This window comes from Azorhizobium sp. AG788 (assembly GCF_943371865.1).
GTDB lineage: Bacteria > Pseudomonadota > Alphaproteobacteria > Rhizobiales > Xanthobacteraceae > Azorhizobium.
Genome location: NZ_CALRWL010000026.1, coordinates 14,263 through 39,227, shown reverse-complemented (window position 1 = coordinate 39,227; position 24,965 = coordinate 14,263). Strand labels below are relative to the sequence as shown.

The following is a 24,965-nucleotide window of genomic DNA, read 5'->3' as shown; positions in this document are numbered from 1 at the left end:
GTCTGGCGGCACGTCGGAAACAAGGCGGCGGCAAGACCGCGGGCGCATGGGAACGCCCGCCAATCCGGCTCCTTTAGATAGACACTGTCCGGCCCAGGCGGGAGGCCCTGGCCACGGGGGGCGGTGCACTTTTCCGTTCTTCCGGCGCCAAACACCTTGCCAGAGGGCTGGAAACGCGAGCAAATCCCCGCCGGCCGGCGCCATGCCGGCCCGCCGCGCGGCGCTTCGCGCGGCAAACCCGCTCATTTGTGAACCGCGCCATGGCGCGGACGCCGTCCTCAGGAGAGCAACGCATGGATTTGGGCCTCAACGGAAAGACCGCGCTGGTCATGGGCGCCAGCCGCGGCCTCGGCGCCGCCAGCGCCCGCACCCTGGCCCTGGAAGGCGCCAAGGTCATCGCCGCCGCCCGCACGGTCGCGGATATCGAAGCCTGGCGGGCCACCCTGCCTGCGGACGTTCAGGCCCGCGTGGAAGCGGTGCGGCTCGACGGTGCCGATCTCGCCTCGGTGGATGCGCTGGCCGATCACGCGCTGGCCGCCGGCGGCGTGGACATTCTGGTGGGCAACACCGGCGGTCCCCCACCCGGCGTCGCCGCCGATATCACCCGCGATCAGTGGATCGCCAATTTCGCGCCCATGGCCGCCAATCTGTTCCATTTCACCGGCCGCCTGCTGCCGGCCATGCGCGCCAAGCGCTGGGGCCGCATCGTCACCATCGCCTCCTCCGGCATTGAGCAGCCGATTCCCAATCTGGCGCTCTCCAACGGCATTCGCTCGGCGGTTCTGGGTTGGTCAAAGACGCTGGCCACTGAAGTGGCGGGCGACGGCGTGACGGTGAATGTGGTGATGCCGGGCCGCATCCTCACCGAGCGCATCGGCCAGCTCGATACCGCCAATGCCGCCAAGCAGGGCAAGACCCGCGAAGAGGTGGAAGCCGCCTCGAAGGCGCAGATTCCCATGGGCCGCTATGGCGATCCGCAGGAATTCGCGGATGTGGTGGCCTTCCTGTGCTCGGCGCGCGCGTCCTATCTCACCGGCAGCAAGTTCCGCGTCGACGGCGGCATGCTCCGCAACGTCTGACGTCCCGCCGCCCCGGTTCGCCGGGGCGGTCCCTCACCTCAGGCCGGTCGGTCCAGGCCGTTCACCGCAGGCCGTTCATGGCCCAGGCCAGGGCCAGGGCGCACACCGCCCCGAAAATGATACCCACCACGATCGCGGTGGGAAACGCCGTTGCGTTGTCACGCTTACTCAAAGACATGGCATCCTCCGCCCCTCTGCTGCGGCAGGCCCTGCGTCCGAAGGCCGGTTTGCCGGCAAAGGTCGCGGGCGCGGCCAAGCCGCCTGACTGCGTTTGAGCCCTCGCGGACCGAAAAGGTCCGCTCCGCACGAAAGCCCGATGCAGCCCACACTGTCACACAGCTATGTGGCGGAGACGAGGACGCGCCTTGATCTGGCGCATACTGGCGGGAAACTTCGGGCGATGGCATGGTGCAGGGGTAAGCGCGCGCCGAACGGATCCGGGGGCGGCTGAGGGGGAAGGGACAGCACACCCCAGGGTGGCGGTCCCCACCTTGGTCTCGCGGTGGGAGCGTCCCTCGGGGTGGACGGCGTCGGTGGCATCCGCCACCGACGGGACGCGCAATCCCCGCGGCAGCCATGCCGCCCCCCCACGTGGGACTACCCCGCGGTAGGAGATGACTGATGTTGCTCCCCTCCCTTCCTGTCCTTTGCCGACGCGCCCTGCCCTTCTCCCGAGCCTTTGCCTGCGCCATGACCCTGACCGCCACCCTCCTCACCCAGACGCCGGCCTCCGCCGCCGACCTGCCCCGCGTGGTCCTGCTCGCCACCGGCGGCACCATCGCCGGGGCGGCCGACCCGCGCTCCCAGAGCGGCTACAATGCCGGCGCGGTTTCCGCGGAGGCGCTGTTGGCCTCGGTTCCGGGCATCGGCATGCACGCGCAGCTCACGGCGGAGCAGATCGCGTCCATCGGCAGCCAGGACATGAATGAAAGCGTGTGGTTCCAGCTGGCCCAGCGCATCGACGCCCTGGCCAAGGATCCGGGCGTGGCCGGCATCGTCATCACCCATGGCACCGACACCATGGAAGAGACCGCCCTGTTCCTGGATCTGGTGACCGCCACCGACAAGCCCATCGTGCTGGTGGGCGCCATGCGCCCGTCCACTGCGGTGAGCGCCGACGGCCCGCGCAACCTGCTGGAAGCGGTCATGGTGGCCGCCGATCCCAAGGCCAAGGGGCGTGGCGCCCTGGTGGTGCTGAATGACACCATCCATGGCGCGCGGGATGTGACCAAGACCAACACGGTCTCGGTCCAGACCTTCCAATCCCTGAACTTCGGTGCGGTGGGCGGCGTCTCGCCCGATGCGGTCGCCTTCTACGCGCCGCCCGCGCCGCGCCGCCATCTCGACCTGCCCGCAGCCGGGCCGCTGCCGCGGGTGGAGATCATCTATGCCTATGCGGGCGTCGACGCAGCACCCGTGGACGCAGCCGTGAAATCTGGAGCCAGGGGCTTGGTGCTGGCAGGGGTGGGCGATGGCAATGCCTCGAAAGCCACCATTGCCGCGCTCCAGGCCGCGGCCAAGGCCGGCATCCCGGTGGTACGCGCCAGCCGGACCGGTTCCGGGCCGGTGTTGCGGAACATCGAGCTGAATGACGATGAGCTGGGCTTTTCGGCAGCCGCCTTCTATGCGCCGGCCAAGGCCCGGGTGCTGCTGCAATTGCTGATCGCCAACGGCCGGATCACGCCAGCCCAGGTGCAGCCGGCCTACCTTCCCGACTGAGCCCGGTGATCAATGGCGGGCGGGCGCCGCTGACCCGCCTGCCCTCCCGCAAGTCGCGGCGAGGCACGCGGTTGAAGATTTTTATGCCCGTCAGGGCCCGCGCAGTCAGCGCGGCAGCGACGAATAATACGCAACAAGCGCGGCGATGTCGGCCTCGCTGAGATGGCGGCTCATGTAGCGCATCTCCTCGTGGCGGCGGGTGCCTTTCCGGAACGCCATCATCTGCGTCCAGAGATAGCGGTCATGTTGTCCGGCGAGATTGGGAATTTCCGTGTCGCGGGCGATGCCGTCGGCGCCGTGGCAAGGCGCACATTGCTGCACTAAGACGTCCAGCGCCGCAGCATCGATGGTTTGCGCCGTGGCGGCCCCGCCGCCCCCCGCTGCGAGCGCGAAAGCGAATGCAACCGCGCTCCATCCGGCCCGCCGGACACGGCCCCGCTGGCTCTCACCCCGTGCTGCAACCCGCGCCATGCCCAATCCCCACCCGTGCGCGCGACGCTTTGAAAAAGCGTCGCCGCTCTGGGAAGGTTATAGGCGCCCGCTGCCGGGCGACGAGTCCGTATCATTCCTGAAGGGCAAGCCCGCGTTACGGGTTGCCCGCGGATCTCAGGCCGCGCGGTCGGACATGTCCAGCGAGAGGACGGATTCGAAACCTTCGAATTCCGGCGGGCCGATGTAGTTCACCTTGTTGGTGCCCGCTCCCGCATGGGCGGCACGGAAGGCTTCGGAGCGCGTCCACGCCTCGAAATCCGCCTTGGTGGCCCAGTGAGTATGGGAGGCGTAGAGCGTGTATTCGTCTTTGTGCGGGCCCTTCAGCAGGTTGAAGGTCACGAAGCCGGGCACGGTGGTCAGGTAGCTGTCGCGCTCCCGCCATACCCGCTCGAACTCCTCCTCCGACCCGTGCTTCACCTTGAACCGGTTCATGGCGATGAACATGCGTTGCTCCTTTTGAAGTGGCGCGTCCGGGGAGGCCCCGGAGATCGGCAGCGCGCCAAACCCGCCCCGCTTTATAGACCGGAAGCGATGCCGCCGGGACACCGCGGCCCGCAAAAGGGCCGCGGCAGATGCTCCCGTCGCTATTTGGTGATCTTCGCCGGCGCCGGCGTCGCCGCCGCCAGTTCCCCGCCGCCGAAGCGGATGGTGACGCCGCCCTTCACGGTGAGGCCGGCGCTGGGCAGGAACTGCTCATACTGGGTGTATTGTTCGTTCAGGAGGTTCTCGATGCCCATGAACATCCGCACGTTCTCGCTGGGCTCATAGCCGAGATTGAGGCTGACCAGGTTGAAGCTGGGGGTGGGGCTGTAGACCGCATTGGCGGGCAGATCGGCGGCGGTCACCGCGGCCACCCATTGCCAGCGCATGGACAAGGTCAGCTTCTGGTCCGGCGAGCGCAGACCCACCGTTGCGGCCACATTGTCGGGCTGGATGCTGGACAGCGGGCTGTTGTCGGCGGTGTCCTCACCCTCGGTGACCGTGGCGGACAGGCCGGCGAACCAGACCCTGGCGTCATACATGCTCTCCAGTTCGAAGCCCTGGAGGCGGGCGGAGGCCACGTTCTGGTACTGCGCATAGGCGGTGGTGCGGTAGCGCGTGGTGCCGAACTGCACCAGTTCGATGAAGTCGCTGACGTCATTGCGATAGACGTCCGCCTTCAGGCGGATCTTGTCGCCCTTGGTGAAGAGATCGTCATACTTGATGTTGACGCCGATTTCCTTGTTCTTGCCCACCTCCGGCGACAGCCCCGGATTGGGCAGGAAGCAGAACGTGCCGACGCTGCCATCCGGGCAGGTGATGATGGGAATGGACGGCGGATGGGCGCCCGACACCAGCGTCTCGGTCACCGCCGGCGCGCGATAGCCCTCCGCATAGGTGCCATAAACCGTAAACCAGGGAATGGGCGTGAGGCCCACCGTCAGCTTGGGCGACAGCCGGTCGCCGCTGTTGGAAACGCCGCTCCCGTCCAGGGTATAGGTGTCGTAGCGCACCGCCGCGATGGTCTCCAGCCAAGTGGAGTAATTCGCCTGCCATTGCACGAAGGCGCCGCCCACGCCGCGGGTGCCCGAGGGGTTGTAGCCATCGCCGAAGCCGTATTTGTCGACGTTGCTCACATCGTCGTGGAAATAGTCGCCGCCGATGGTCACGGCGTTGCGCACCGGGCCGGTGACGAAGCGGGTGGTGTTGTTGGCGTCGAAGCCGGTGGTGTCGATGGTGAAGCTGCGCGGATTGCCCACATTGCCGGTCACCGTGCTGTTGGTGCCTGCCACCTTCACCTGATCCTGCTGGACCTGGTTCCAATAGACGGTGCTGTGCCAGTCAAACACATTGTCGTTGGGGTTGGTGTAATTGTAGCTGGCGGTGAGGGTGCGGTTGGTGACGTCGGTGCCGTACTGGCTGGTGGTGGGCGTGGTGAGCACGCTGGCGCTGCTGGTGGTGTAGGACGCATCATAATTCAGCGCGGTGAACTTCACCTCGTGATAGTCCGCCGGCCGGAAGGTGGCCTTGGCGATGCCGGTCCAGGTGGTATTGGCGGTGCCGGGCACGTCATCGCCATTGCCGTCGGCATAGTCGGACTGGTTGCGATAGGTGCCGCCCCAGAACAGATCCACATTCGGCCCCACCCGGGCGGCGCCGAACAGCGCGCCATAGCCCATGGGCCCATTGGAGCCGAACTCGCCGGTGGATTCCACGCCCCAGGTCTGGCCCGGCTTGAGGATATCGTTGGTATCCTTGGTGCGCATGGTGACCACGCCGCCGATGGCGCCGGATCCGTAGATGTTCGACACCGGGCCGCGGATCACGTCCACACCCGCCAGCAGGCCCGGCTCCAGGAAGAAGGAGCCGGCGGCATTGGCATGGCCAAGCTGGGTGAAATTCTGCCGCGCCCCGTCCACGATCACCGCCACGCGGCCGAAGTCCTGCAAGCCGCGAATATTGATCGAGGTCTGGGTGCTGTTGCCGTTCTGGAGGGCGGTGACGCCGGGCATGCCGAAGAACACGTCGGCAGCGCGATCCGGAAGCCACTGCGACAATTGCTCCGCGCGCACCGTACTCACGCCTGCCAGCGTGTCGATGGCGTGCATCTCGGTATAAGTCGACACTACCGTGATGGCATCGAGCGCGATCTCGCCGCTGCTGGCGGACGCCATGGCCGGGGCGGAGGAGGCAGGATAGCTGGCGGAGGCCGGCGCCGCGCTCTGCGCGCGAGCGACCCCGGTGCCGGCGGCCAGCGCGCCGCAGGCGAGGAGCGCCACGGCAGCCACGCCGCACAGGCCCTGAAGACGGTGATGTGCCCATGGCGCAGGGCCTGTGAGCGCAGACGAAGGAGCGCACGGGCGCACGCCGGTGCCCGCTGACGGGGGAGCCATGAAAACCTCCAAAAACTGACAGGCTGGCTACCACCCGGAATCGGGCTTGGCGGGCAGGATGCGAGGCGGCGAACGCCCCGGCGCAAAACCGATCATTTCCATATGCCCTTAGGGCACGACCCGCGCGGCACGCGAGAGCGCATACGCTTGGGCCCGCACCAAAGGAATGGTGACCGAGGGACGGCAAGCCGGAGAACCGGCGGCAACGCCCCGCTTGTGTCATCCGCTAACGCCCTGCCTTGGAATGGTCAAGTTGATTAGCTCTAAACTTGCTTTGGCCACGAAATAATCGCATCAAAGTCCAAGCTGCTTTTCAGTTTTCGATGCGATAAGAACTGGAACAATTCGAAGATGCGCAAATATCCTCCTTCCTGCGGGGCCGGCAGCGCGCGGCTGTCCCGGCGAATCGCGGCCCGTGGCACGTTCCGCGCGCTCGTTCTGGCCGCCGCGTTCATGATCCCCGGCATGGTGGCTCCCGCCGCCGCCCATCATGTGCGCGACGCCACCGGCCGGGTGGTCGAAGTGCGCGATACCGCCCGTATCGTCGCCATCGGCAGTTCGGTCACTGAGATCCTGTTCGCCCTCGGCGTCGGCGAGCGGGTGGTGGCGGTGGACCAGACCAGCACCTATCCGGCGGCGGCGCGCGCGCTGCCGAACGTGGGCTATTCCCGCACCTTGGCGCCCGAGGGCGTGCTCTCGGTCGGCCCCAGCCTGATCATCGCCATCGAAGGCGCCGGCCCGCGCGAGGCGCTTGAGGTGCTGGAGCATTCCTCGGTGCCGGTGGTGGTGGTGCCCGACGCCCACAGCGCCGAGGGCGTGATCCGCAAGATCGAGATGGTGGCCGCGGCGGTGGGCATTCCGCGCAAGGGCGCCGACCTCGCCGCCGAAGTGCGAGCCGATTTCGCCCAGCTGGCGCGGGAGGTGGCGACCCTGCGCCGTCGTCCCAAGGCGGTGTTCGTGCTCTCCGCCGCGGGCGGAAATGTGATCGTGGGCGGGTCCGGCACCAGCGCCGACGCCATGTTCCGCCTCGCCGCCATCGACAATGCCATGGCCGCCGTCAAGGGCTACAAGCCCGCCGGCGACGAGGTGACCCTGTCCGCCGAGCCCGACGCGGTGGTGGTCATGAGCGGCGGTGGCCAGGCCTTGCCGGCGGATCTCATCTTCTCGCTGCCCGCCTTCAAGGGCACGCCCGCCGCCAAGGACAAGCGGCTGGTGACCTTGCCCGGATCCTATCTGCTCGGCTTCGGGCCGCGCACGCCGCAGGCGGCGCGGGAGCTGGCCATGGCCATCCGTACCAATGCCCGCCTCGCTCCGCTGGCCAAGCACTCCTGGTCCAGCGAGCCCAACCCATGACCTCCACGCTGATGCAGGAGCGCGGGATGGAAAGCGACATCGAGGCCGACGCGCCGGCTCATCGCGCCGGGCGCAGCGGCGCGGCGCTGGGCATCGCCGCCTGCGCCGTCCTCGCCGGCCTGGCCTTCATCGGTGCGCTGGCCCTCGGCCCGGTCAGCATCACCCCGGCGCGGGTTCTGGCCATCCTTGGGGATGCGTTCTCGGTCCCGGCGGAAGAGATCGGCCGCGCCGCCCGCGAGCGCATGGTGGTGCTCGATATCCGTCTGCCCCGCGCGGTGCTGGGCGCCCTGACCGGGGCGGGGACCGCCATGGCCGGGGCGGTGATGCAAGGCGTGTTCCGCAATCCCCTGGCCGATCCCGGCCTCGTCGGGGTCGCCCCCGGCGCGGCGCTGGCGGCGGTGGCGTGGATCGTCCTGGGGGCGCCGCTGATCGAGATGCTGCCCGCCGGCTGGCAAAGCCTCGGCCTGCCGCTGGCGGCCTTCCTGGGCAGCCTCCTGACCACCTTGCTGATCGCCCGCCTCGCCATGCGCGGCGGCACCATGTCGGTGGCCACCTTGTTGTTCGCGGGGCTGGCGCTGGGCGCCCTGGCCAGCGCCGGCACCGGCCTGCTGGTGTTCATCTCCAGCGAGCAGCAATCGCGCGAATTCGTGTTCTGGACCCTGGGCAGCCTCGGCGGCGCCACCTGGTCCAAAGTGGCCCTGGTGGCGCCGTTCGTGGCGGTGCTGCTGGCCATCGGCCCCCTGCTGGCCCGCGGCCTCGATGCCCTGGCCCTGGGGGAGGCGGAAGCCTTCCATGTGGGGGTGCCGGTGGAGCGGCTGAAGCGCATCGCCATCCTGGCGGTGGCGGCGGGCGTGGGTGCCTCGGTGGCGGCGGCCGGCGTCATCGGCTTCGTCGGGCTGGTGGTGCCGCATCTGGTGCGCATGTCGCTGGGGCCGGGACACCGGGTGCTGCTGCCGGCCTCCGCTTTGCTCGGGGTCGCCGTGCTGCTGGGCGCGGACATCCTCGCGCGCCTCATCGCCGCGCCGGCGGAACTGCCGCTCGGAGTGGTCACCGCTCTCGTGGGCGCGCCTTTCTTCCTCTGGCTGCTGCTACGCCGCCGCGTCATCGGATGATGCCATGTACCGTGCCGACGCCGTAAGCCTGACCCTTCAAGGCCGCGCCATCGTGCGCGAGGTCTCCCTGGCGCTTGATCCCGGCACGGTCACCGTGCTGGTGGGGCCGAACGGGGCGGGCAAGTCCAGCCTGCTCAAGCTCATGGCCGGCGAGGTCGCCCCCAGCCATGGGCGGGTGCATCTGGATGGCACCGACCTCGCGCACATGCCGCCCGCGGCGCTGGCGCGGCGACGCGCGGTGCTGCCGCAATCCGCCGAAGTGGCCTTTGCCTTCCGGGTGGCGGAGGTGGTGAGCATCGGCCTGCTCGGAACCGGCGCCCGTAGTGGTGCGCGCATTGCCCGGTTGCTAGAACGGGTGGACCTGCCCGGCTTTGCCACACGGGGCTACGACACGCTGTCGGGCGGCGAGCGGCAGCGGGTGCAACTGGCCCGCGCCTTGGCGCAGGTGGAGGTGATGGATCCGGACAAGCCGCGCTATCTGCTGCTCGACGAGCCCACCGCCAGCCTGGATCTTGCCCATCAATTGCTGGTGCTGCGCGAAGCCCGTGCCCATGCGGATGCCGGCGGCGCGGTGCTCGCCGTCCTGCACGATCTCAATCTGGCCGCCATGGTGGCCGACCGCATGGCGGTGCTGGTGGGCGGCGCGCTGCTGGCCTACGGCCCGCCGGAAAGCGTCATCACCGACGATCTCCTGGGCGCCGCCTTCCATGTGGCGGCGCGGGTCAATGCGGTGCCGCCGGGCCCCTTCGTGCTGCCGCAGGCCATTGCCGATGGCGCCATGGGCGCCCTGCGCCCCCGCGCCGCAGGCGGCGCCCGCCGCTAGACCACGCCGCCGCCGCGTGGCGCCGGTTTTCGGGCGCCCTCACCGATCCGTCAGCCGCAGGACCGTGCGCCCTAAGGAATTGTTCTCGGCAATCAGCTTGTCCATCAGCGACAGGAACGCCTTGCGCTCCGCTGCGGTGAGCGGGCCGAGGAAGCGCTTCTGGATGCGCGCGAGCCGGGTATTGGCTTCCAGCACCATGACCCGCCCCGGCTCGGTCAGGAACACGCAATTGGTGCGTCGGTCATGGGCCGCGGTCTGGCGCGCAATCAGGCCGGACTTCTCCAGCCGGGTGAGCACATCGGCATTGTTGGCGCGGTCGATCCCCAGTTCGCTGCCCACCGCCGACTGCTCGATGCCGGGGTTCATGGCAATGATGCTCATGGCCCCGAACTGCACCGGCGTCAGATCCAGTTCGGCCATCTCCTCCATGAAGATGGCGACGCTGATCTGGTGCAAGCGGCGCACCAGGAATCCGGACCGCGCCCATAGGGAAACCAGCCCCTCCACCGGCGTGGTGACGGCATTGACCGGCGCGGCGGGGGCGAGCGCCGCCATCGTGGCGGCGGCGCCCACCGATGGGAGAGGGATGGCGGCCACGCGCGGTTTGCGTGCGGCGGCTCGGGCCGGGCGGGCCGGCGCCTCGGGGGCGCTCACCCGCCACCCGGCGGCATGGAATTCTGGCCGCGCACCGCCCAGCCGGTCATCCGGCGCTCGATCATGGCAAACACCACATAGGTCACGATTCCCATGGCGGCGATCACCGCAAGTCCCGCAAACATCAGCGGAACCCTAAATTGCGACGACGCCTGGAGCATCAGATAGCCGATGCCGTCATTGGACGCCAAGGTCTCAGAGATCACCGCACCGATGAAGGCCAAGGTGATCGCCACCTTCAGCGAAGCGAAGAAATACGGCATCGCCCGCGGCAGCCCCACCTTGGTCAGGATGTCCAGCCGCGAAGCGCCCAGCGAGCGCAGCACGTCTTCCAGTTCAGGCTCCACGGTGGCAAGCCCGGTGGCGACGTTCACGGCGATGGGGAAGAAGCACAACAGAAAGGCGGTGACGATGGCGGTGGGCTGGCCAATGCCCAGCCACAGCACCAGCACGGGAACAACGGCCACCTTCGGCACCGAATTGAAGCCGATGAGCACCGGATAAAGACCGGCATAGACCAGCCGCGAGGAGCCGATCGCCATGCCGAGAAGCAGTCCCACCGCGATGCCCAGCAGGAAGCCGAGGAAGGTGGAGACCATCGTGTACCAGGCATGCATCAGGATGGTGTCGTGATATTGCACGAAAGCCGCGAAGATGGCGGTGGGGGCCGGCATCACGAACGGCTCGACGTGGAACGCCATCACCAGCCCCTGCCAGACCAGCAACAGGGCGATGGCCACGAGCCACGGCATCAGGAGTTCCAACCGGCGGCGGGTGAGTGCGCTCATGTCAGGCCACCTTCGCTTTGGCCGAAGGCGTCCCAGACGCCTTGGCCTCATTGCGCACATGGGCGATCTCGTTGCGGACGGTGTGCACCAGGTCCACAAAGCGCGGCTCGAACGTGCTTTCCACCGTGCGCGGACGCGGCAGGTCCACCTTGTGGGTGGAGACCACCGTGCCGGGCCGGGCGCTCATCACGTAGATGGTGTCGGCCAGGAAGGCCGCTTCGCGCAGATCATGGGTGACCAGGATGCAGGTGAAGCGCTTCTCCATCCAGACCTCCTGCAGCACGCCCCACAATTCCTCGCGGGTGAAGGCATCCAGCGCGCCGAACGGCTCGTCCAGCATCAGCAGTTCGGGATCATGGATCAGCGAGCGGCACAGATTGGCCCGCTGCTGCATGCCCCCCGACAACATCCAGGGGAATTTGGTCTCGAACTCGGCGAGGCCCACGGTGTCGAGCAGGCGGCGCGCCCGTTCCACATATTCCGCCCGATGCCGGCGCAGGCGCGCGCGATGCGGCTGCACGATCTCCAACGGCAGCATGACGTTGGACAGCAGCGGCCGCCAGGGGAGCAGCGTCGGGTTCTGGAACGCCATGCCGACGATCTTCAGCGGCCCCGACACCGCATGGCCCGCCACCGAGATGGTGCCGGAGGTGGGCGGCATCAGGCCCGTCACCAGCTTCATCAGCGAGGACTTGCCGCAGCCGGACGGTCCCACCACCGCCGCGAACTCGCCCTTGCCAATGCCCATGGACGTGCGCTCAAGCGCCTTGATGCCACTGGCGCCGCCGTAGCTGAGGCCGACCCCGTCCAATTCCACGAAGGGTTTCATGAGCGGCCTCCCCGGCCTGTTCGCACGCCGGTGCGCATCAGGTCATCCGCCGTTCGGCGAGGTCCGGCAGGAAGCGCGGATCGTAGACGCTCGGCACGGTGGGCGCCTGTGGCAGGCCGAACCCCTCCTTCAGCAGCGTGATGCCGCTTTCCAACCGCGCATCGGTGACGGCACCGAGCCCGTTCTTGCGGACATTTTCGGTCATGACGTTCTTGTCCAGCACCCAGTCCAGCCGCTGGCGCTCGACCGCGGCATTGAGCAGGCTTTCGCGCTTGGTGACGGCGGCGATGCAGCCGGCGCGATCCTTGTTGGCGCCCACCCAGCTGCGGGTGATCGCAAGCGTCATGCGGCGCACCAGATCCGGGTCCTGCTCGATGGTCTTGCGGGGGGCCAGAATGGCATTGCCAGGGAAGTTGAAGCCATTGTCCGCAAAGTAGATGAGGGTGATATCCTCCAGCTTCACGCCGCCTTCCACCAGGTTGAAGATGGCGGTGTAATCAAACGCGATCACCGCATCCACTTCCCCCTTCAGCAGCATGGTGTCGCGCAGCTTCACGTCCACGGTGACGAAATTGATGGTCTTGGGATCGATCTTGTTGAGCGACAACAAAGCCGGGAGAATGCGCGAGCCCGCATCGGAGGTTCCGGTGCCGATCTTCAGCCCCACCATCTCCTGCAAGGTCTTTACCGGCTTGCGCTTGAGGCTGAGGACGACCGCGGGAAAGCGGTCAAAGATGCACATGGTGAATTTCGGCGATATCTCTGGATTCCGGGCGCTGAACTCCACCAAGGTGGAGGCGTCGGCAAAGCCGAAATCATGGGTTCCACCGGCAACCCGCCGCACCGCCTCGCCGGAGCCGGCGGCGCCGTCCAGCTGAATGTCGATCCCGAGATCCTTGAAGATCCCCTTCTCCGCGCCATAGAAGAACGGCGAGTTGCCGCCATAGATGCGGAAATCCAAGCTCATGCGCACCCGGCTGGTCTGGGCGCGGGCCACGAACGGCATGCCCAGCGCCACGGCGCCGATCCCCGCTGCCGCCCCACCCAATACGCTCCGCCGGCTCCAGCCGGGGCGCACCCCGGTCACCACGTCTTTGGTCATCTGAGATCCCCTCTCGCGATTGGCAAAATTGGTGGAAGGTTGTTGGCGGAGCCTGTTCCGGCCCCTTTGACGATCGCCTCACTCACGCAAGCTTCATCAGGCGGCGGATGTTGCCGCCCATGATCTTCTCCCGGTCGACCGGGGAGAGATCCAGGCTGTCCAGCACCCCCAGCGTCTCGCGGATGAACTGGTAGCCCCCTTCCGGATCGAACGGGCAGTCGGAGGCGAACACCGCACGGTCGGCGCTGAAGAAATTCAGCCCGCATTCGGTGCCGGCCTTGGAGCCGAACAACGCGGTGTCGGCGTAGAACATCTTGAAGTAATCGATCGGCCGCTTCTTCATGGACTTCAGAAGGCCTTCATAGTCCTCGTCATCGGTGCGGCTGCCGAGCTGGTCCCAGCCGGGACCGACCCGGCCCTCGAAGAACGGGATCATCGCGCCCATATGGTGGGTGATGATCTTGAGGTTGGGGAGTTTCTCGAAGGTCTTGGAGAACACGAGCCGGGACATGGCCGCGCTGGTCTCATACGGCCAGCCGAAGGTCCACCAGATCTCATATTGCGACTTGGGTTCGGCGGCATAGTCCGAGAAGCCCGCCCCACGGGAGGGGTGCAGCCAGATCGGCAGATCATGGTGCGCCATCCGCTCGAAGATGGGGAAGAACTCGGCCCCGTCCAACGCCTTTCCGTTGACGTTGGTGAAGATCTGCACCCCGCGGGCGCCCAACTGCCCCACCGCACGATCGATTTCCGCCACCGCGGCTTCCGGATTGTTCATGGGCAGCGACGCGACGAAAGCCGGGAAATGGTCGGGATATTTCGCCACCAATTCCGCCAGGCCATCATTGGCGATGCGCGCGATCTCCGGGGAGACGTCGGGACCCGCGACGAACTCCACCGCCGGCATGGAATTGGTCAGCACCTGCTGGTAATCGCCGAAGCTGTCGATCATCCGCAGCCGCGCCTCCACGTCCCACAGGGTCGGCAGGTTGAGCCAACGCTTGATGGCGCCCTTGTTGGTGACCAGCTCCTGCATGCGCGTGAAATACTTGGCGGGAAACAGGTGCGTGTACGCATCAAGACGCATTTGATTGTCCTTCCTCAGGCATTTCTTGTGAGGGTGGGGCGCGCTGCGGCCTCGGGATGAAGTTCTGCGGCGGCGGCGCGGATGGCCGCGACGATGCCCATGTAGCCGGTGCAGCGGCAGACCTGACCGCTCAACTGGGCCCGGATCAGCGCCTCGTCCGGGCAGGGATGCCGGGCGATGATGTCCCGCGCCATCATCAGCATGCCGGGGGTACAGAAGCCGCACTGAAGGGCGTGGTGTTCATGGAAGTGCCGGCGGATGACGTCCATCACCGGATCGCCGCGGGTCCCCTCGATGGTTTCCACCGTGCGGCCATCGCACATCACCGCCAGCACCACGCAGGCGCGCACCGCCATGCCATCCAGCGCCACCGTGCAGGCGCCGCAGGCGCCATGCTCGCAGCCCAGGTGGGTGCCGGTGAGGCCGCAGCCCTCGCGCAGCAGGTCGGCGAGGATGGCGCGGGGCTCGACGGATTGCACCGTCTCTTCGCCATTCAGCATCAGGGTGATGGACATCATGATGCGCGGGCCTCCATCACGGCTTTCAGCACGGTCGCCCCATGGCAGCGCAGGCGGTAGGGGTCGGCATCGGGATCCACCTGCGTCAGGTCCGCCCGCACTGCCGCCCGCAGCGCGGCGGGGTCGATCTCCGGCGCGCCGCCGAGATAGGCCGCCACGTGCGGCAGCAATTGCGCGTGGGAACTGGTGCCCGCCAGCGCCACCCGCGCCGGCGCTCCTTCTCCCGGTTCCACCACGATGGCGAGGGAATCCGCAAACGCCCCGCTCTTGCGCGCCACCTTGGCAACGCCCCAGCGGGCGCCGGGTCCAAGCCGCGGGATGGCAAAGCCGGCGATGACCTCGCCAGCGGCCAGCGAGGTTTCGTAGGGTCCGCGCACAAAGGCCTCCACGGCCTCCCGGCGCGCCCCATCCGGACCGACGATCACCGCCTGCGCGTTCAGCGCCATCAGGCAGGCCGGCCAGTCGGCTGACGGGTCCGCCAGCGCCACGCTGCCGCCCAGGGTCCCCAGATTGCGCACCGCGCGGTAGGCGATCTTGGCTGCGACCTGCGCCATCAATCCCCGCGAGGGATCCGGCACCCGCCCATCTTCGACCATGGCATGGGTGGTCGCCGCCCCAAGGAACACCTCGGTCGCGGTCTCTTCCACCCGCTTCAGGTCCGGCAGGCGGGACAGATCCACCAGCGTCTCGATGGCGGTGAGCCGCAGGCTCATGAGCACCAGCAGCGATTGCCCGCCGGAGATGGCCATGGCCGCGCCATCCCCTTGCGCCAGCAGGGTTGTGGCGGCGGCAAGATCGGCGGGACGGGCATAAGCGAAGGGCGCGGGCTTCATGGCAGCTCTCCGCAGGCCAGCGCCACCGCATCCGAAACCCGGCGCGGGGTAAGCGGGGTCTCACAGAATTTGGCCCCCACATCGCGGAAGGCGTCGGCAATGGCATTGGCGATGGCCGCCGGGGGGGCGATGGCGCCGCCCTCCCCCATGCCTTTCACGCCATATTCCGTCCCCAGCGCCGGCGTCACCAAATGGCGGATGCGCAGCGGCGGGATCTCGGGTGCGCATGGCACCATGTAGTCGCCGAAGGTGGTGGCCAGCGGCTGGCCGGTCTCGCCATAGGGGATTTCTTCATAGAGCGCGGTGCCGATGCCCTGCGCCACGCCACCGATGATCTGCCCATCCACGATCAGGGGATTGATCATGGTGCCGCAGTCCTCGGCGATGGCGTAGTCGAGGATGGAGACCACGCCGGTCTGCGGCTCCACCGCCACCACCACCGCATGGGCGCCATAGGAGAAGAACCCGCCGGACTCTTCGGGCTCGTAGCTGGCAGTGGCTTCCAAGGACGGGGTCATGCCCTGCGGCAGCAGTTCCTGGCGGATGGTGGCGGCCCGGGCGATCTCGGCCAGCGAAACCTTGCCGGAGGGGCCATGCACCACGCCGTCCGCCACATGGGTCTGGGCATAGTCGGTCTGCAGCAGATGAGCCCCGATGTGACGCGCCTTCTCCAGCACGAGCCGACAGGTCTTCGCCACCGCTCCGCCGGAGAAGACGATGGAGCGCGAGGCAAAGGTGCCGAAGCCGAATGGCGACACGGACGTATCCCCATGACGCACGGAGATATCGGCGGGGTCGAGGGTCAATTCATGGGCGGCGATCTGCGCCAGGGTGGTCTCCAGGCCCTGCCCATGGTTCTGGATGCCCACCAGCAGGTGCACGGTGCCATCGGGCAGCATGCGGACCGTGGCGCTCTCATAGCCGGGGACCACGCGGGAGCGGCGCTTGGTCCATTCCGCGGCGCCATGGCCGCTCTGTTCCGTATAGACCGCAAAGCCCACGCCGATGCGGCGGCCATCGTCTTCGCCCGTGGCCTGGCGGCGACGCAGTGCCGGCACATCCACCATGTCCGCCACTTCGGACAGCGCCCTGGGATAGTCGCCGGTATCCAGCCGCAGGCCGCCGGCGGTGCGATAAGGCATGTCGGACGCGCTCACCAGATTGCGGCGGCGCAGTTCCAACGGTTCCATCCCCATCTCGTGCGCCAGTTCGTCCACCGCCCGCTCGATGGCAAAGCAGGCGCCGGGACGGGCCACGCCGCGATAGGGGCCCATGGGCGCCTTGTTGGTGGCCACCGTGTGGGTGGTCACCGCCAGATGCCGCATGCGATAGGGGCCGGGCAGGTTTCGGGCCGCCATGCTGGCTTCCATGAAGCTGCCGGTGGGCCACAGCGCATAGGCGCCGCTATCGATATGCACCTCGCCCTTCAGGCCCAGGAGGATGCCGTCCCGGTCGGCGAACAAAGTGATGTCGTAATGATGCTCGCGGGCATGGACCGAGGCGATCAGATGCTCACGCCGATCCTCGATCCACCGCACCGGCCGGCGCAATTTCAGGGCCAGCGCCGCGACGGCGATCTCCTCAGGCATCAACCGGTTCTTGCCGCCGAAGCCGCCGCCCACATCCGGGGCCACGACGCGCAATTTATGCTCCGGCAGGCCGAGGGCCTCCGCAAGGCCCAACCGCATCACATGCGGCCCCTGGGTGGAGAGATACACCACCAGTTCATCCAGCCGATGGTCCCAATAGGCCAGCACGCCGCGCCCTTCGAGGGAGACCGTGGCCTGCCGGTTCATCTTGAACTGGCGGCGGATCTGCACCGGTGCCTGCGCCAAAGAGGCGATGTCGCCTTCATTTACGTCCGCATGGATGAAGGCGTTGTCGGGCCACGTGTCGAACAGCAAGGGCGCACCGGGCCTGAGCGCCGCCACCGCATCCACCACCGCGTCCAGTTCCTCGGCTTCCACCAGCACCTGGTCCGCCAGGTCCTCCGCCGCCCCACGGCTCGCGGCCACACACATTGCCACCGGCTGGCCGACGAACCGCAGCTTGCCTTGAGCCAGGGCCGGATAAGGGCTCTGGCGGAAGGCCGCCAGTTCCGGGCCGGCTTCCAGCACCTTGAGCGGGGCCAGGTCGGCGAAGGTGAAGACGCGGTCCTGCGCGCCCTCCGGCTTTATGATGTCGATCAGGCCCGCATGGGCCATCTGGCTGCGCACGAAGGCCACGTCCAGCAGGCGCGGCATGCGGATGTCGGCCACGAAGGTGCTGGCGCCCAGGAGGTGGCGTCCATCCTCCTTGCGCAGCAGCCGCGCGCCGATCCAGCTTTCGGTGTCCGCTTCTGCCGACATGAGCCCTCACCCTCCCACCCGAAACCGAAGGCGCAACAAACGCGATCAGGCCACCGCATTGGCCTCGTTGAGGCTGTCGAACAGCGAGCTGCGATAGAGAAACTTCTTGTGCAGCTCGATATCCTCAGACACGCGGCGCAGGTTTTCGAATGTCTTCTGCCGGGCAGCGGGATCCCGCTCCTCCAGCGATTTCTTGTTCTGGATCGACTGTGCCTGGACAAAATCCACCTGCGCCTTGCGGCGTTGGCGGGTGTAGCGATCGAACACCTCCGGCGTCGCGCGGCCGAACCAGACGTCGGCCAGCTTCTGCGCGAGGTTCATGGCGTCATGGATGCCGCCATTCATGCCCATGCCGCCGATGGGATTGTTCACATGGGCGCTGTCGCCGGCGAGAAAGACCCGGCCATGGTTGAAGGTCTTGGCCACCCGCTGATGCACCGCATAGAGCGCATGGTAGGCGATGTCGTAGTCGCCATCCTTGGGGTAGAGCTTCTGGAGGCGCCGTTGCACCCCGTCCATGCTCATGGCGTCCTCGTCGGCCTCATGGGCCGGCACCGGGAAGATCCCGCGCCAGATCCCCGGCTCGCCATCCGCCTTCACCTTGAACAGGTTCAGCCACTCGTCCGGGTCGGAGAAATAGTTGCGGGTGCAATAGCCGGTGCCCGCCTCGATGAAATCAAAGCGGGTACCGATCTTGATGAAGCGCTCGGGCCAGGTGAAGCCCTCGAACGCGATCTGCGCCAGGCGCCGGACCGTGCTGCGGCCACCATCGGTGCCGATGATGTAGCGGGCCTGGAAAAGCTCGGTGTCCCCGTCCTGGTTTTCGACGGTGGCTTCGACTTTGTCGTCGGTCTGGCCGAGATCCATGAGCTTGGTGGAGAAGCGCACCTCCGCAAGAGGACTGTCAGCCAGTTGCTTCAGCACCGCCCGCACCAATTTGTACTGCTCCCATTGCAGCACGAACGGATACTCCACCTCGCCTTCCAGCACCTTCACGTCGAATACTGCCACCAGATCGCCGGTGATGCGGTCGCGGAAGTGAAAGATGGGTGATTGCAGGCCGGTTTCGAAGGCGTCGTCCTTGAGGCCCAGTTCAGCCAGCATGGCCACGGTCGGCGGATGCACGGTGGCGGCCCGCTGGTCCTCCCGCGGCTCCGCATCGGCCTCCAGCAGCAGCACCGGGATGCCCTTCTTCACCAGGGCCAGGGCCATGACAGCACCCACCGGCCCGGCCCCTGCGACAATCACCCGTTCCACCATCTTCATGCCACGCACTCATCTGCTGAGAACGTAAGTATGCTGACAAACTTTCCGATGGTCGGCAATGCTTTTTGTAAGAATTTTGATCTCGCGCAATGCCTAGGCAATTGCAGCAGAAATAGGCGGCCGCAGGCCCATCCACGCGCGGCATCTGATGGCTAAAGCGCCATCTCTGCAGGGTCCCGGACGGACTAAAGGCCCAGCTGCCGCAGGGGACATTGCCCGCCCGCTCAGCACCACCTTGGCCGAAAGGGGATAGAGGCTCCGCCCTCTCGTCCGTTCAGATCACCACGCGCGCATCGAGGTTGAGCACAGCGCGCGCCAAGCTATAGGGCGCCAGCATGGAGGTCTTGGGATTCTCAGGCAGGGTGCGGCCCTCCACCTCGATGGCGATGCGCCCGAAGGTGCCTTCCGCTTCCACCAGATGGCGGTTGCCGGTTGCCCGCGGGTCCGCCACCAAAGTCACCTGCGTCAGGTCGAAGCCGAGCCCCGCCAGGGCCACCGCCGCCACCACATTTGCGTTCTGCGGAAAGCTGAGCGCCGCCGCCCGTGCGGTGCCGGTGAAGACCGTGGCCGGCTCGGTCAGGGCTGCCAGGTCCACCGCCTGTTCGGCCGGGGTACCAACCCAGGCCTTGGGCGCCTTGCGGGAGATGTAGCGCACCTCGGACAGTCCGGCCCGCCGCGCCGCCCCCAGCACATCCAGCCCACCCACGGCGCCGGCGGGAATGACGAGGCGCCCGCCAATGGCTGCCGCCGCACGCAGAGCCGCCTCCAGGGCCGGATCGGCAAGGGCCCCCACCGAGGCCACCACCAGATCGCAGCCCCCGGCCAGCACCTGGGGACCGTAGGCCGCGAGCCCCTGATGGCCGGCGCATTCCGCCACCGCGCCGAGGCCCAATCCCTGGAAGGCATTGAAATCGCTGGTCACCACAATACCGTGCGGCACCAGGGACCGGGCCCGGTCCAGGCCGCTGGCCCGCACCAGCACCGCTGCCACCTTGGCCACGCCCGAGGGATCGGCCTGCAACGACCGCAGCAGGGTCGCGCCGATGGCGCCGAAGCCGATGATGCCAACCTTCATGGTGCCCGCCCTCCATAGAGACCGATGGCCCGCCCACCGGTGCGCGGGTCCGCCGCAAGTTCATGCAGCCCGCCGTCTCCCGACAGAGCCGCCACCTGCTGCACCGATCTTAACTCCAATTCTTCCAAGGATTTATCCGGTAGGATTCCCTCCGGCAGCGCGCCCGGTTCGGCGGAGAGCACGTCCTGCGCATCCAGCGCCCAGCGCGGGGCGGTGACCACCCCGGCGGGATCCTCGCCCGCCGCCAAAGCGAGCACGCTCTGCACGTTCCACGGCATCTGGTTCACCCCGCCGGGGGTGGCGCCGACGAAGGTCTGGCCGTCCGTCTCCAAGGCCCAGGCGTGCACCGTGGTCCAGGGCACTTTGCCGGCGGCAGGGGCATTGGCGGCACCGGGCGGGGCCGTGAGGTCGAAGCCGCGGCCGGGGCGGTTGTTGAGGATCAGGCCGTCATCCAGCACGATGCCGGAGGCAAATTGCGGGAAGGAATTGCTGTGCAGGACCACCGCCACATTGCCCGCGTCATCGGCGGCGATGACCAGGGTGGTGCCCCCGTCGGAGGGCTCCAGGCCGGCGCGGCGGGCGTCAGCGCGGGCGCCGCGCACGGCGGTGACGGGGTCGCTGGATCCAACCAGAACCGTTGCCACCGTTGAGATCAGCCGCGGCCCGTGGGTCGGCAGCGGGGTCGCGCTCAGGCGCAGGCCCGGGGCCACATCGCCGATGGCCGGCACCAGCATCCGGGCCGGTCGCTGGCGGAAGTCGGCGGCGGAGAGGAGGCCGCCGCGGGGGGTGAGGGCGGCGAGGAGGGCGGCGCCGGCTTCGGTCTCGAACAGGGCTTCGCGATGGCGGGCGAACAGGGCCAGCCAGCGGCCGAGGCCGGGCAGGATGCGCAGCTCGCCCACCGCCGGCATCCGCCCGCCGGGGGCATAGGGATGGCCCGGGCTATAGGTCGCCAGCAGGCCCTTCGCCTCGATCAGATAGGACAGCGCCGCCCCGGTCCAGGGCACGCCCATGGCAGCGGCGGCGATGGCCGGGGCGGTGAGCTGCTCCAGCTCCAGCGTGGCGAATTCATGAAGCTTGGCAAAGCCTTGCGGTGCCCCCGGCACCCCCACGGAGCGCGGCCCCACCCGCTCCATCCGGCCCCCGGCGGCCAGGGCCAGCGGCCCGGCGCCGACGCTGACCAGGGCCTCGAACGGCCCGCCGGCGCGGCGGATGAGCGCCACCAGATCCCCCGCCAGACCGCACTTCATGGGCAAGGTGATGGTGTCCATGAAGCAGGCGGCCAGGGCGGCGTCGAAGGCGTTTCCGCCCTGGGCATAGGCCTGGGCGCCGGCGGCGGCGGAGGCGGAGGTGGCGGCGGAAATCACCTTCGGGGCGCGCACCGCCACGCTGTTGCGCAGCACCTGACGCAGGTTCAGACACGGATCGCCCCGCAATTCCCCATTTGCGACACCCTGTGTCATAGGCGCAGCCCCGTGAATTTCACCTGTGACAGTTCCTCGATGGCGGCGCGCACCCCCTCCCGGCCGGTGCCGGAGCGCTTCATGCCGCCGAACGGATACATGTCCAGCCGGAAGCGGCTGGCCTCGTTCACCCACAGCGCCCCCACCTCGAAATCCTCCGAGAAGCGCATGGCCGTGGCCAGCCCAGCGGTGAACACCGCCCCCTGGAGGCCGAACGGGCTGTCATTGGCCAACGCCAGGGCCTCCTCCACCCCGGTGAACGGCACCAGCACCGCCACCGGGCCGAACACCTCCTCCTGCCACAGCCGCATGGACGCGGTGACGCCGGCCAGGATGGCGGGGGAGACCAGGCAGCCGTCCTGGGTCGGTGCCAGCCGATAGCGGGCGCCCGCGGCGATGGCCTCGGTGCACATGGCCATCACCCGGTCGGCGGCGGCGCGGTGGACCATGGGGCCCACATCGGTGGCCATGTCCTCCACCGCCCCCACCTTGAGGGCGGCGGCGGCGGCGACGAATTTGGCGGCGAAGGCCTCGAACACCGATGCCTCCACCAGCACCCTCTGGGCGGAGATGCACTGCTGGCCGCTGGCCTCGAAGGCGGCGGCGGCGATCTTGCCGGCGGCATCGTCGAGATCGGCGTCGGCCATGACGATATTGGCGGCGTTCGAGCCCAGTTCCGAGGCGAACTTGCGGATGCCCGCCGCCCGCGCCACCGCCTCCCCCGCGCTGGTGCCGCCGGTGAAGCTCACCGCCGCCACCCCCTCGGCCCCGGCCAGCGCCAGAGCGGTGTCGCGATCGCCGGTGACCACGTTGAACAGCCCCTCCGGCCAGCCCGCCGCCAGGAACAGCTGCGCCAGCGCCAGCGCGGTGCGGGTGCCGGCGGGGGCGGGCTTCACCACCACCGCATTGCCCGCCGCAATGGCCGGGGCCACTTTCTGCACCAGCAGATTGGCCGGGGCGTTGAACGGGGTGATGGCCGCCACCACCCCATAGGGCACCTTGCGGGTGAAGCCGAAATGCCCGGCCCCCGCCGCCGCCGCATCCACCGGCACCACCGTGCCGCCCAGATCCAGCACCGCCGCCGCGCAGGCGCCGATGAAGTCCGCCGCCCGCCGGGCCTCGAACCTTGCCATGCGGATCGGCTTGCCCACGTCGGCGCTGATCAATTGCGCAATGGCCTCCGCCTCCTGCTCCAGAGCGGCCTGCGCCGCCTTCAGCCAGTGCGCGCGCTGGTGCAAGGTGGACTTGCGATGGGCACGGAAGGCCGCCTGCGCGGCCGCCACCGCCGGAGCCACGCCCGCCGCGCCCGCCTCCACCAGCACCGCATGCACGGCGCCATCCTGCGGGCGCACCAGATCCAGGCTCGGCCCGCCGTGATCGAGGGTGCCACCGCCGACAAAGGACATGAGGCGCGGCAGGCCGCCGGCCGTCAGGGGCGGGGAAGCGGGGCTCACGGGTACTGCGCTGATGGACACGGTCATCATGGCTCTCACTCCGCCGCGCGGGGGCGCAGGCGCTGGATCTGCATGTTGGCGAGGAACGGCACCAGAGGATGGGTGCCCATGGCCACCATGGCCGGCACATCGAGCGCGATCAGCGCCGCGCGCTGCGCCTCCGGCAATTTGAAGCCGGCGGCGTAGGCCACCGGGTCCGCCAGATAGGCCTCGCGCTTGGCGGCATCGTGGGCCAGCGCATGCAAAGCGGTGACCAGCTCCACCAGCTCCGGCTTGAGCGCCGGATAATGGGCCTCATGGTCGGTGGTCTTGGGCTCATACCAGCCCAGGGATGCATAATTGTGATGCCAGGAGGGGTCCATGGACACCAGGTCCGGCACCCGTTCTCCCAGCGCCCCGGCGCCGCAGGCCCAGCAGCGCAATTCGATATTGCCGGTGGCGTCCAGCTCGGCCTCGTCATAGCCGATCAGCGATTTGAGATTGCCGGCCTTCAGCTTGGCGAAGGCGGCATTGTCCCAGTCCAGTTCGGGATTGGAATAGCGGTCGGTGCCGGGGAAATGCGACATGCCCCCCGAACAGATGACCACGGTGCGCAGCCCCAAGGTGGTCACCGCCCGGGCGATGGCCTGGCCGAAGGCATAGCAGCGCTCCATGGTGGGCTGCGGCGGCAGATAGGCATTCACATAGATCGGCAGCACCGGGGCGGTGACGCCCAGATGGGTGAGCGGAATGCCGATGGCATAGTCGATCTTGGCGGTGGAGCTGAAAGCAGGGTCGAAGCCCTGGCGATACATCTCGCGCACCAGTTCGAAGCCGATGGCGCTGGGCACCGGCCAATGAAACTCCCGCCCGGCGAATGCGCCCGAGGCCTCCCCGCCCACATGGATGGTGAAGGGCGGGGCGGCGGTGTGGAAGAACTGCTCCGCATGGTCATTGGAGAAGATGATCCACAGATCAGGATCGAGCGCCTTCAGCTTTTCGCCGATGGCCGCGCCGGCCGCCTGCACGGCGGCGATGGTGGCCTTGTCCTCGGTGTCGGGCTGGGTGAAGAATTGCGGGGCGTGGGGCAGCATGGCGCCGCCGATCACCGTGGACCGCATGGTGGCTCTCCCCTCTGGGCAGCATCCGAACCCTGGGCGCAGGGCCGGACCGCCGTTGCATCGCAACCAGGATAGGAGGCGACAGGGAGGCGCTGTTAGCGCTAGTCTGCCGAAAAGTTGCTGTGAAGCGACACCCACGGCGCGCCGGATGGCCCTGAATGACCCTCACGCCAAAGCCCCGCGCGGCCACCCCGCCGGCTCCACCCGCGGAAAACCCCAACGGCTTCGTGGTGGACATGCCGGTGCCGGACCGGCCCCGGCGGGTGGTGACCTTCATGGCCGATGGCACAAGGGGCGAGGGCAAACATCCCCACAGCCACGCCCGCGGCCAATTGCTGGCGGTGCTGGATGGCGCCATGGCGGTGAGCGCGGCGGAGGGCACCTTCTTCGTGCCGCCGGAACGGGCGCTGTGGATTCCGCCCGATACCCTGCACGCCACCCGGCATCTGGCCTCCACCCGCCTGCGCACCCTCTATGTGCGCCGCGACGCCGCCGCGGCCCTGCCCGCCGCCATGGCGGTGGTGCAGGTCTCGCCTTTGCTGCGCAATCTGCTGGAGGCGGTGACGGAACTGCCGCCGGACTATGACGAGGCCGGCCCCGCCGGGCGGCTGGTGGCGGTGCTGCTGGACCAGATCGCCGCCTCGCCCGTGGCGCCGCTGCGGCTGCCCATGCCGGCGAGCGCGCCGCTGCGCGCCCTCGCCCGCGCCATCCTCGCCGATCCGGCGGATGTGCGCCCGGTGCCGGAGCTGGCCGCTGGCCTCGGCCTGTCCGCCCGCACCCTGGAGCGCCGCTTCAAGGCCGAATCCGGCCTCAGCCTGCGCACCTTCCGCCGTCAGGCCAAGCTGTTCCGCGCCTTGGAGATGCTGGCCGCCCGCGAGAGCGTCAACCGCATCTCCGACGCGCTGGGCTTCGAGGGGCCGAGCGCCTTCATCGCCATGTTCAAGACCGCGTTCGGGGTCTCGCCGGGGCGGTATCTGGGGTGAGGGGGGCGGGCACAAAT

The 24,965-nt window shown here is 68.3% G+C and carries 22 protein-coding genes; 6 read left to right on the top strand and 16 right to left on the bottom strand.

The features are described from left to right. Positions 1–293 precede the first annotated feature (293 nt). Both AAG816_RS15775 and AAG816_RS15770 read left to right on the top strand, forming a co-directional pair. Complete coding sequence (locus tag AAG816_RS15775) at positions 294–1,079, top strand: SDR family oxidoreductase (protein ID WP_341990611.1); 786 nt, start codon at positions 294–296, stop codon at positions 1,077–1,079. A 621-nt stretch (positions 1,080–1,700) separates the two neighbouring features. Next, positions 1,701–2,798, top strand: a complete 1,098-nt coding sequence (locus AAG816_RS15770; RefSeq protein WP_341990610.1) for an asparaginase — start codon at positions 1,701–1,703, stop codon at positions 2,796–2,798. Between the two features lie 105 nt (positions 2,799–2,903). Here the strand turns inward: AAG816_RS15770 and AAG816_RS15765 are convergent, their stop codons facing one another. From AAG816_RS15765 to AAG816_RS15755, 3 genes are all read right to left on the bottom strand, one after another. Continuing rightward, positions 2,904–3,269, bottom strand: coding sequence for a cytochrome c (locus tag AAG816_RS15765; protein WP_341990609.1), 366 nt, complete (start codon positions 3,267–3,269; stop codon positions 2,904–2,906). Positions 3,270–3,404: 135 nt separating this feature from the next. Continuing rightward, the gene (locus AAG816_RS15760; RefSeq protein WP_341990608.1) at positions 3,405–3,734 is read right to left on the bottom strand and encodes an antibiotic biosynthesis monooxygenase; all 330 of its coding nucleotides are present in this window, start codon (positions 3,732–3,734) and stop codon (positions 3,405–3,407) included. A gap of 140 nt (positions 3,735–3,874) precedes the next feature. Then, on the bottom strand, positions 3,875–6,049 hold the full coding sequence (locus tag AAG816_RS15755) for a TonB-dependent hemoglobin/transferrin/lactoferrin family receptor (protein ID WP_341990607.1): 2,175 nt from the start codon (positions 6,047–6,049) through the stop codon (positions 3,875–3,877). 579 nt (positions 6,050–6,628) lie between these two features. Between AAG816_RS15755 and AAG816_RS15750 the strand changes: the two genes are divergently transcribed. The 3 genes from AAG816_RS15750 to AAG816_RS15740 are packed head-to-tail and all read left to right on the top strand — an operon-like array spanning position 6,629 to position 9,451. Next, positions 6,629–7,516: an ABC transporter substrate-binding protein gene (locus AAG816_RS15750; RefSeq protein WP_341990606.1), complete on the top strand. Its 888-nt coding sequence runs from the start codon at positions 6,629–6,631 to the stop codon at positions 7,514–7,516. Further along, positions 7,513–8,628: an iron ABC transporter permease gene (locus AAG816_RS15745; RefSeq protein WP_341990605.1), complete on the top strand. Its 1,116-nt coding sequence runs from the start codon at positions 7,513–7,515 to the stop codon at positions 8,626–8,628. Before AAG816_RS15750 ends, AAG816_RS15745 begins: the two co-directional genes overlap by 4 nt. 4 nt (positions 8,629–8,632) lie before the next feature. Continuing rightward, on the top strand, positions 8,633–9,451 hold the full coding sequence (locus tag AAG816_RS15740; RefSeq protein WP_341990604.1) for a heme ABC transporter ATP-binding protein: 819 nt from the start codon (positions 8,633–8,635) through the stop codon (positions 9,449–9,451). Between the two features lie 39 nt (positions 9,452–9,490). Here AAG816_RS15740 and AAG816_RS15735 read toward each other — a convergent pair whose 3' ends face one another. The 13 genes from AAG816_RS15735 to AAG816_RS15675 all read right to left on the bottom strand — a co-directional run bounded on the left by AAG816_RS15735 (position 9,491) and on the right by AAG816_RS15675 (position 23,965). After that, a complete protein-coding gene (locus tag AAG816_RS15735) occupies positions 9,491–10,048 on the bottom strand; it encodes a MarR family winged helix-turn-helix transcriptional regulator (RefSeq protein ID WP_341990603.1) in 558 nt (185 codons plus the stop codon). A gap of 53 nt (positions 10,049–10,101) precedes the next feature. Further along, positions 10,102–10,893, bottom strand: coding sequence for an ABC transporter permease (locus AAG816_RS15730; RefSeq protein ID WP_341990602.1), 792 nt, complete (start codon positions 10,891–10,893; stop codon positions 10,102–10,104). A 1-nt stretch (position 10,894) separates the two neighbouring features. Next, on the bottom strand, positions 10,895–11,722 hold the full coding sequence (locus AAG816_RS15725) for an ABC transporter ATP-binding protein (RefSeq protein WP_341990601.1): 828 nt from the start codon (positions 11,720–11,722) through the stop codon (positions 10,895–10,897). Between the two features lie 37 nt (positions 11,723–11,759). Then, positions 11,760–12,824: an ABC transporter substrate-binding protein gene (locus AAG816_RS15720; protein WP_341990600.1), complete on the bottom strand. Its 1,065-nt coding sequence runs from the start codon at positions 12,822–12,824 to the stop codon at positions 11,760–11,762. 82 nt (positions 12,825–12,906) lie between these two features. Further along, positions 12,907–13,911, bottom strand: coding sequence for an amidohydrolase family protein (locus tag AAG816_RS15715; protein WP_341990599.1), 1,005 nt, complete (start codon positions 13,909–13,911; stop codon positions 12,907–12,909). Positions 13,912–13,925: 14 nt separating this feature from the next. After that, on the bottom strand, positions 13,926–14,429 hold the full coding sequence (locus AAG816_RS15710) for a (2Fe-2S)-binding protein (RefSeq protein ID WP_341990598.1): 504 nt from the start codon (positions 14,427–14,429) through the stop codon (positions 13,926–13,928). Continuing rightward, entirely contained in the window at positions 14,426–15,262 is an 837-nt protein-coding gene (locus AAG816_RS15705) for an FAD binding domain-containing protein (protein ID WP_341990597.1), read from the bottom strand. The genes AAG816_RS15710 and AAG816_RS15705 overlap by 4 nt, the downstream gene beginning before the upstream one ends. After that, the gene (locus AAG816_RS15700) at positions 15,259–17,610 is read right to left on the bottom strand and encodes a xanthine dehydrogenase family protein molybdopterin-binding subunit (RefSeq protein WP_341990596.1); all 2,352 of its coding nucleotides are present in this window, start codon (positions 17,608–17,610) and stop codon (positions 15,259–15,261) included. The genes AAG816_RS15705 and AAG816_RS15700 overlap by 4 nt, the downstream gene beginning before the upstream one ends. Before the next feature lie 45 nt (positions 17,611–17,655). After that, complete coding sequence (locus AAG816_RS15695; RefSeq protein WP_341990595.1) at positions 17,656–18,876, bottom strand: NAD(P)/FAD-dependent oxidoreductase; 1,221 nt, start codon at positions 18,874–18,876, stop codon at positions 17,656–17,658. Between the two features lie 274 nt (positions 18,877–19,150). Beyond that, entirely contained in the window at positions 19,151–19,951 is an 801-nt protein-coding gene (locus tag AAG816_RS15690; protein WP_341990594.1) for an aspartate dehydrogenase, read from the bottom strand. Beyond that, on the bottom strand, positions 19,948–21,411 hold the full coding sequence (locus tag AAG816_RS15685) for a gamma-glutamyltransferase (RefSeq protein ID WP_341990593.1): 1,464 nt from the start codon (positions 21,409–21,411) through the stop codon (positions 19,948–19,950). The genes AAG816_RS15690 and AAG816_RS15685 overlap by 4 nt, the downstream gene beginning before the upstream one ends. Further along, positions 21,408–22,895, bottom strand: a complete 1,488-nt coding sequence (locus tag AAG816_RS15680) for an aldehyde dehydrogenase family protein (protein WP_341990592.1) — start codon at positions 22,893–22,895, stop codon at positions 21,408–21,410. The genes AAG816_RS15685 and AAG816_RS15680 overlap by 4 nt, the downstream gene beginning before the upstream one ends. 5 nt (positions 22,896–22,900) lie before the next feature. After that, the gene (locus AAG816_RS15675) at positions 22,901–23,965 is read right to left on the bottom strand and encodes a hypothetical protein (RefSeq protein WP_341990591.1); all 1,065 of its coding nucleotides are present in this window, start codon (positions 23,963–23,965) and stop codon (positions 22,901–22,903) included. Positions 23,966–24,123: 158 nt separating this feature from the next. Here AAG816_RS15675 and AAG816_RS15670 point away from each other — a divergent pair, with 158 nt between their 5' ends. Continuing rightward, entirely contained in the window at positions 24,124–24,948 is an 825-nt protein-coding gene (locus tag AAG816_RS15670) for a helix-turn-helix transcriptional regulator (RefSeq protein ID WP_341990590.1), read from the top strand. The last annotated feature ends 17 nt before the right edge of the window (positions 24,949–24,965 follow it).

Excerpts from the sequence above, each read along its gene's own strand:
- AAG816_RS15775 (WP_341990611.1), top strand. The coding sequence starts at position 294 with ATGGATTTGGGCCTCAACGGAAAGACCGCGCTGGTCATGGGCGCCAGC.
- AAG816_RS15770 (WP_341990610.1), top strand. The coding sequence starts at position 1,701 with ATGTTGCTCCCCTCCCTTCCTGTCCTTTGCCGACGCGCCCTGCCCTTC.
- AAG816_RS15765 (WP_341990609.1), bottom strand. The coding sequence starts at position 3,269 with ATGGCGCGGGTTGCAGCACGGGGTGAGAGCCAGCGGGGCCGTGTCCGG.
- AAG816_RS15760 (WP_341990608.1), bottom strand. The coding sequence starts at position 3,734 with ATGTTCATCGCCATGAACCGGTTCAAGGTGAAGCACGGGTCGGAGGAG.
- AAG816_RS15750 (WP_341990606.1), top strand. The coding sequence starts at position 6,629 with ATGGTGGCTCCCGCCGCCGCCCATCATGTGCGCGACGCCACCGGCCGG.
- AAG816_RS15745 (WP_341990605.1), top strand. The coding sequence starts at position 7,513 with ATGACCTCCACGCTGATGCAGGAGCGCGGGATGGAAAGCGACATCGAG.
- AAG816_RS15740 (WP_341990604.1), top strand. The coding sequence starts at position 8,633 with ATGTACCGTGCCGACGCCGTAAGCCTGACCCTTCAAGGCCGCGCCATC.
- AAG816_RS15730 (WP_341990602.1), bottom strand. The coding sequence starts at position 10,893 with ATGAGCGCACTCACCCGCCGCCGGTTGGAACTCCTGATGCCGTGGCTC.
- AAG816_RS15725 (WP_341990601.1), bottom strand. The coding sequence starts at position 11,722 with ATGAAACCCTTCGTGGAATTGGACGGGGTCGGCCTCAGCTACGGCGGC.
- AAG816_RS15720 (WP_341990600.1), bottom strand. The coding sequence starts at position 12,824 with ATGACCAAAGACGTGGTGACCGGGGTGCGCCCCGGCTGGAGCCGGCGG.
- AAG816_RS15715 (WP_341990599.1), bottom strand. The coding sequence starts at position 13,911 with ATGCGTCTTGATGCGTACACGCACCTGTTTCCCGCCAAGTATTTCACG.
- AAG816_RS15710 (WP_341990598.1), bottom strand. The coding sequence starts at position 14,429 with ATGATGTCCATCACCCTGATGCTGAATGGCGAAGAGACGGTGCAATCC.
- AAG816_RS15705 (WP_341990597.1), bottom strand. The coding sequence starts at position 15,262 with ATGAAGCCCGCGCCCTTCGCTTATGCCCGTCCCGCCGATCTTGCCGCC.
- AAG816_RS15700 (WP_341990596.1), bottom strand. The coding sequence starts at position 17,610 with ATGTCGGCAGAAGCGGACACCGAAAGCTGGATCGGCGCGCGGCTGCTG.
- AAG816_RS15695 (WP_341990595.1), bottom strand. The coding sequence starts at position 18,876 with ATGAAGATGGTGGAACGGGTGATTGTCGCAGGGGCCGGGCCGGTGGGT.
- AAG816_RS15690 (WP_341990594.1), bottom strand. The coding sequence starts at position 19,951 with ATGAAGGTTGGCATCATCGGCTTCGGCGCCATCGGCGCGACCCTGCTG.
- AAG816_RS15685 (WP_341990593.1), bottom strand. The coding sequence starts at position 21,411 with ATGACACAGGGTGTCGCAAATGGGGAATTGCGGGGCGATCCGTGTCTG.
- AAG816_RS15680 (WP_341990592.1), bottom strand. The coding sequence starts at position 22,895 with ATGATGACCGTGTCCATCAGCGCAGTACCCGTGAGCCCCGCTTCCCCG.
- AAG816_RS15675 (WP_341990591.1), bottom strand. The coding sequence starts at position 23,965 with ATGCGGTCCACGGTGATCGGCGGCGCCATGCTGCCCCACGCCCCGCAA.
- AAG816_RS15670 (WP_341990590.1), top strand. The coding sequence starts at position 24,124 with ATGACCCTCACGCCAAAGCCCCGCGCGGCCACCCCGCCGGCTCCACCC.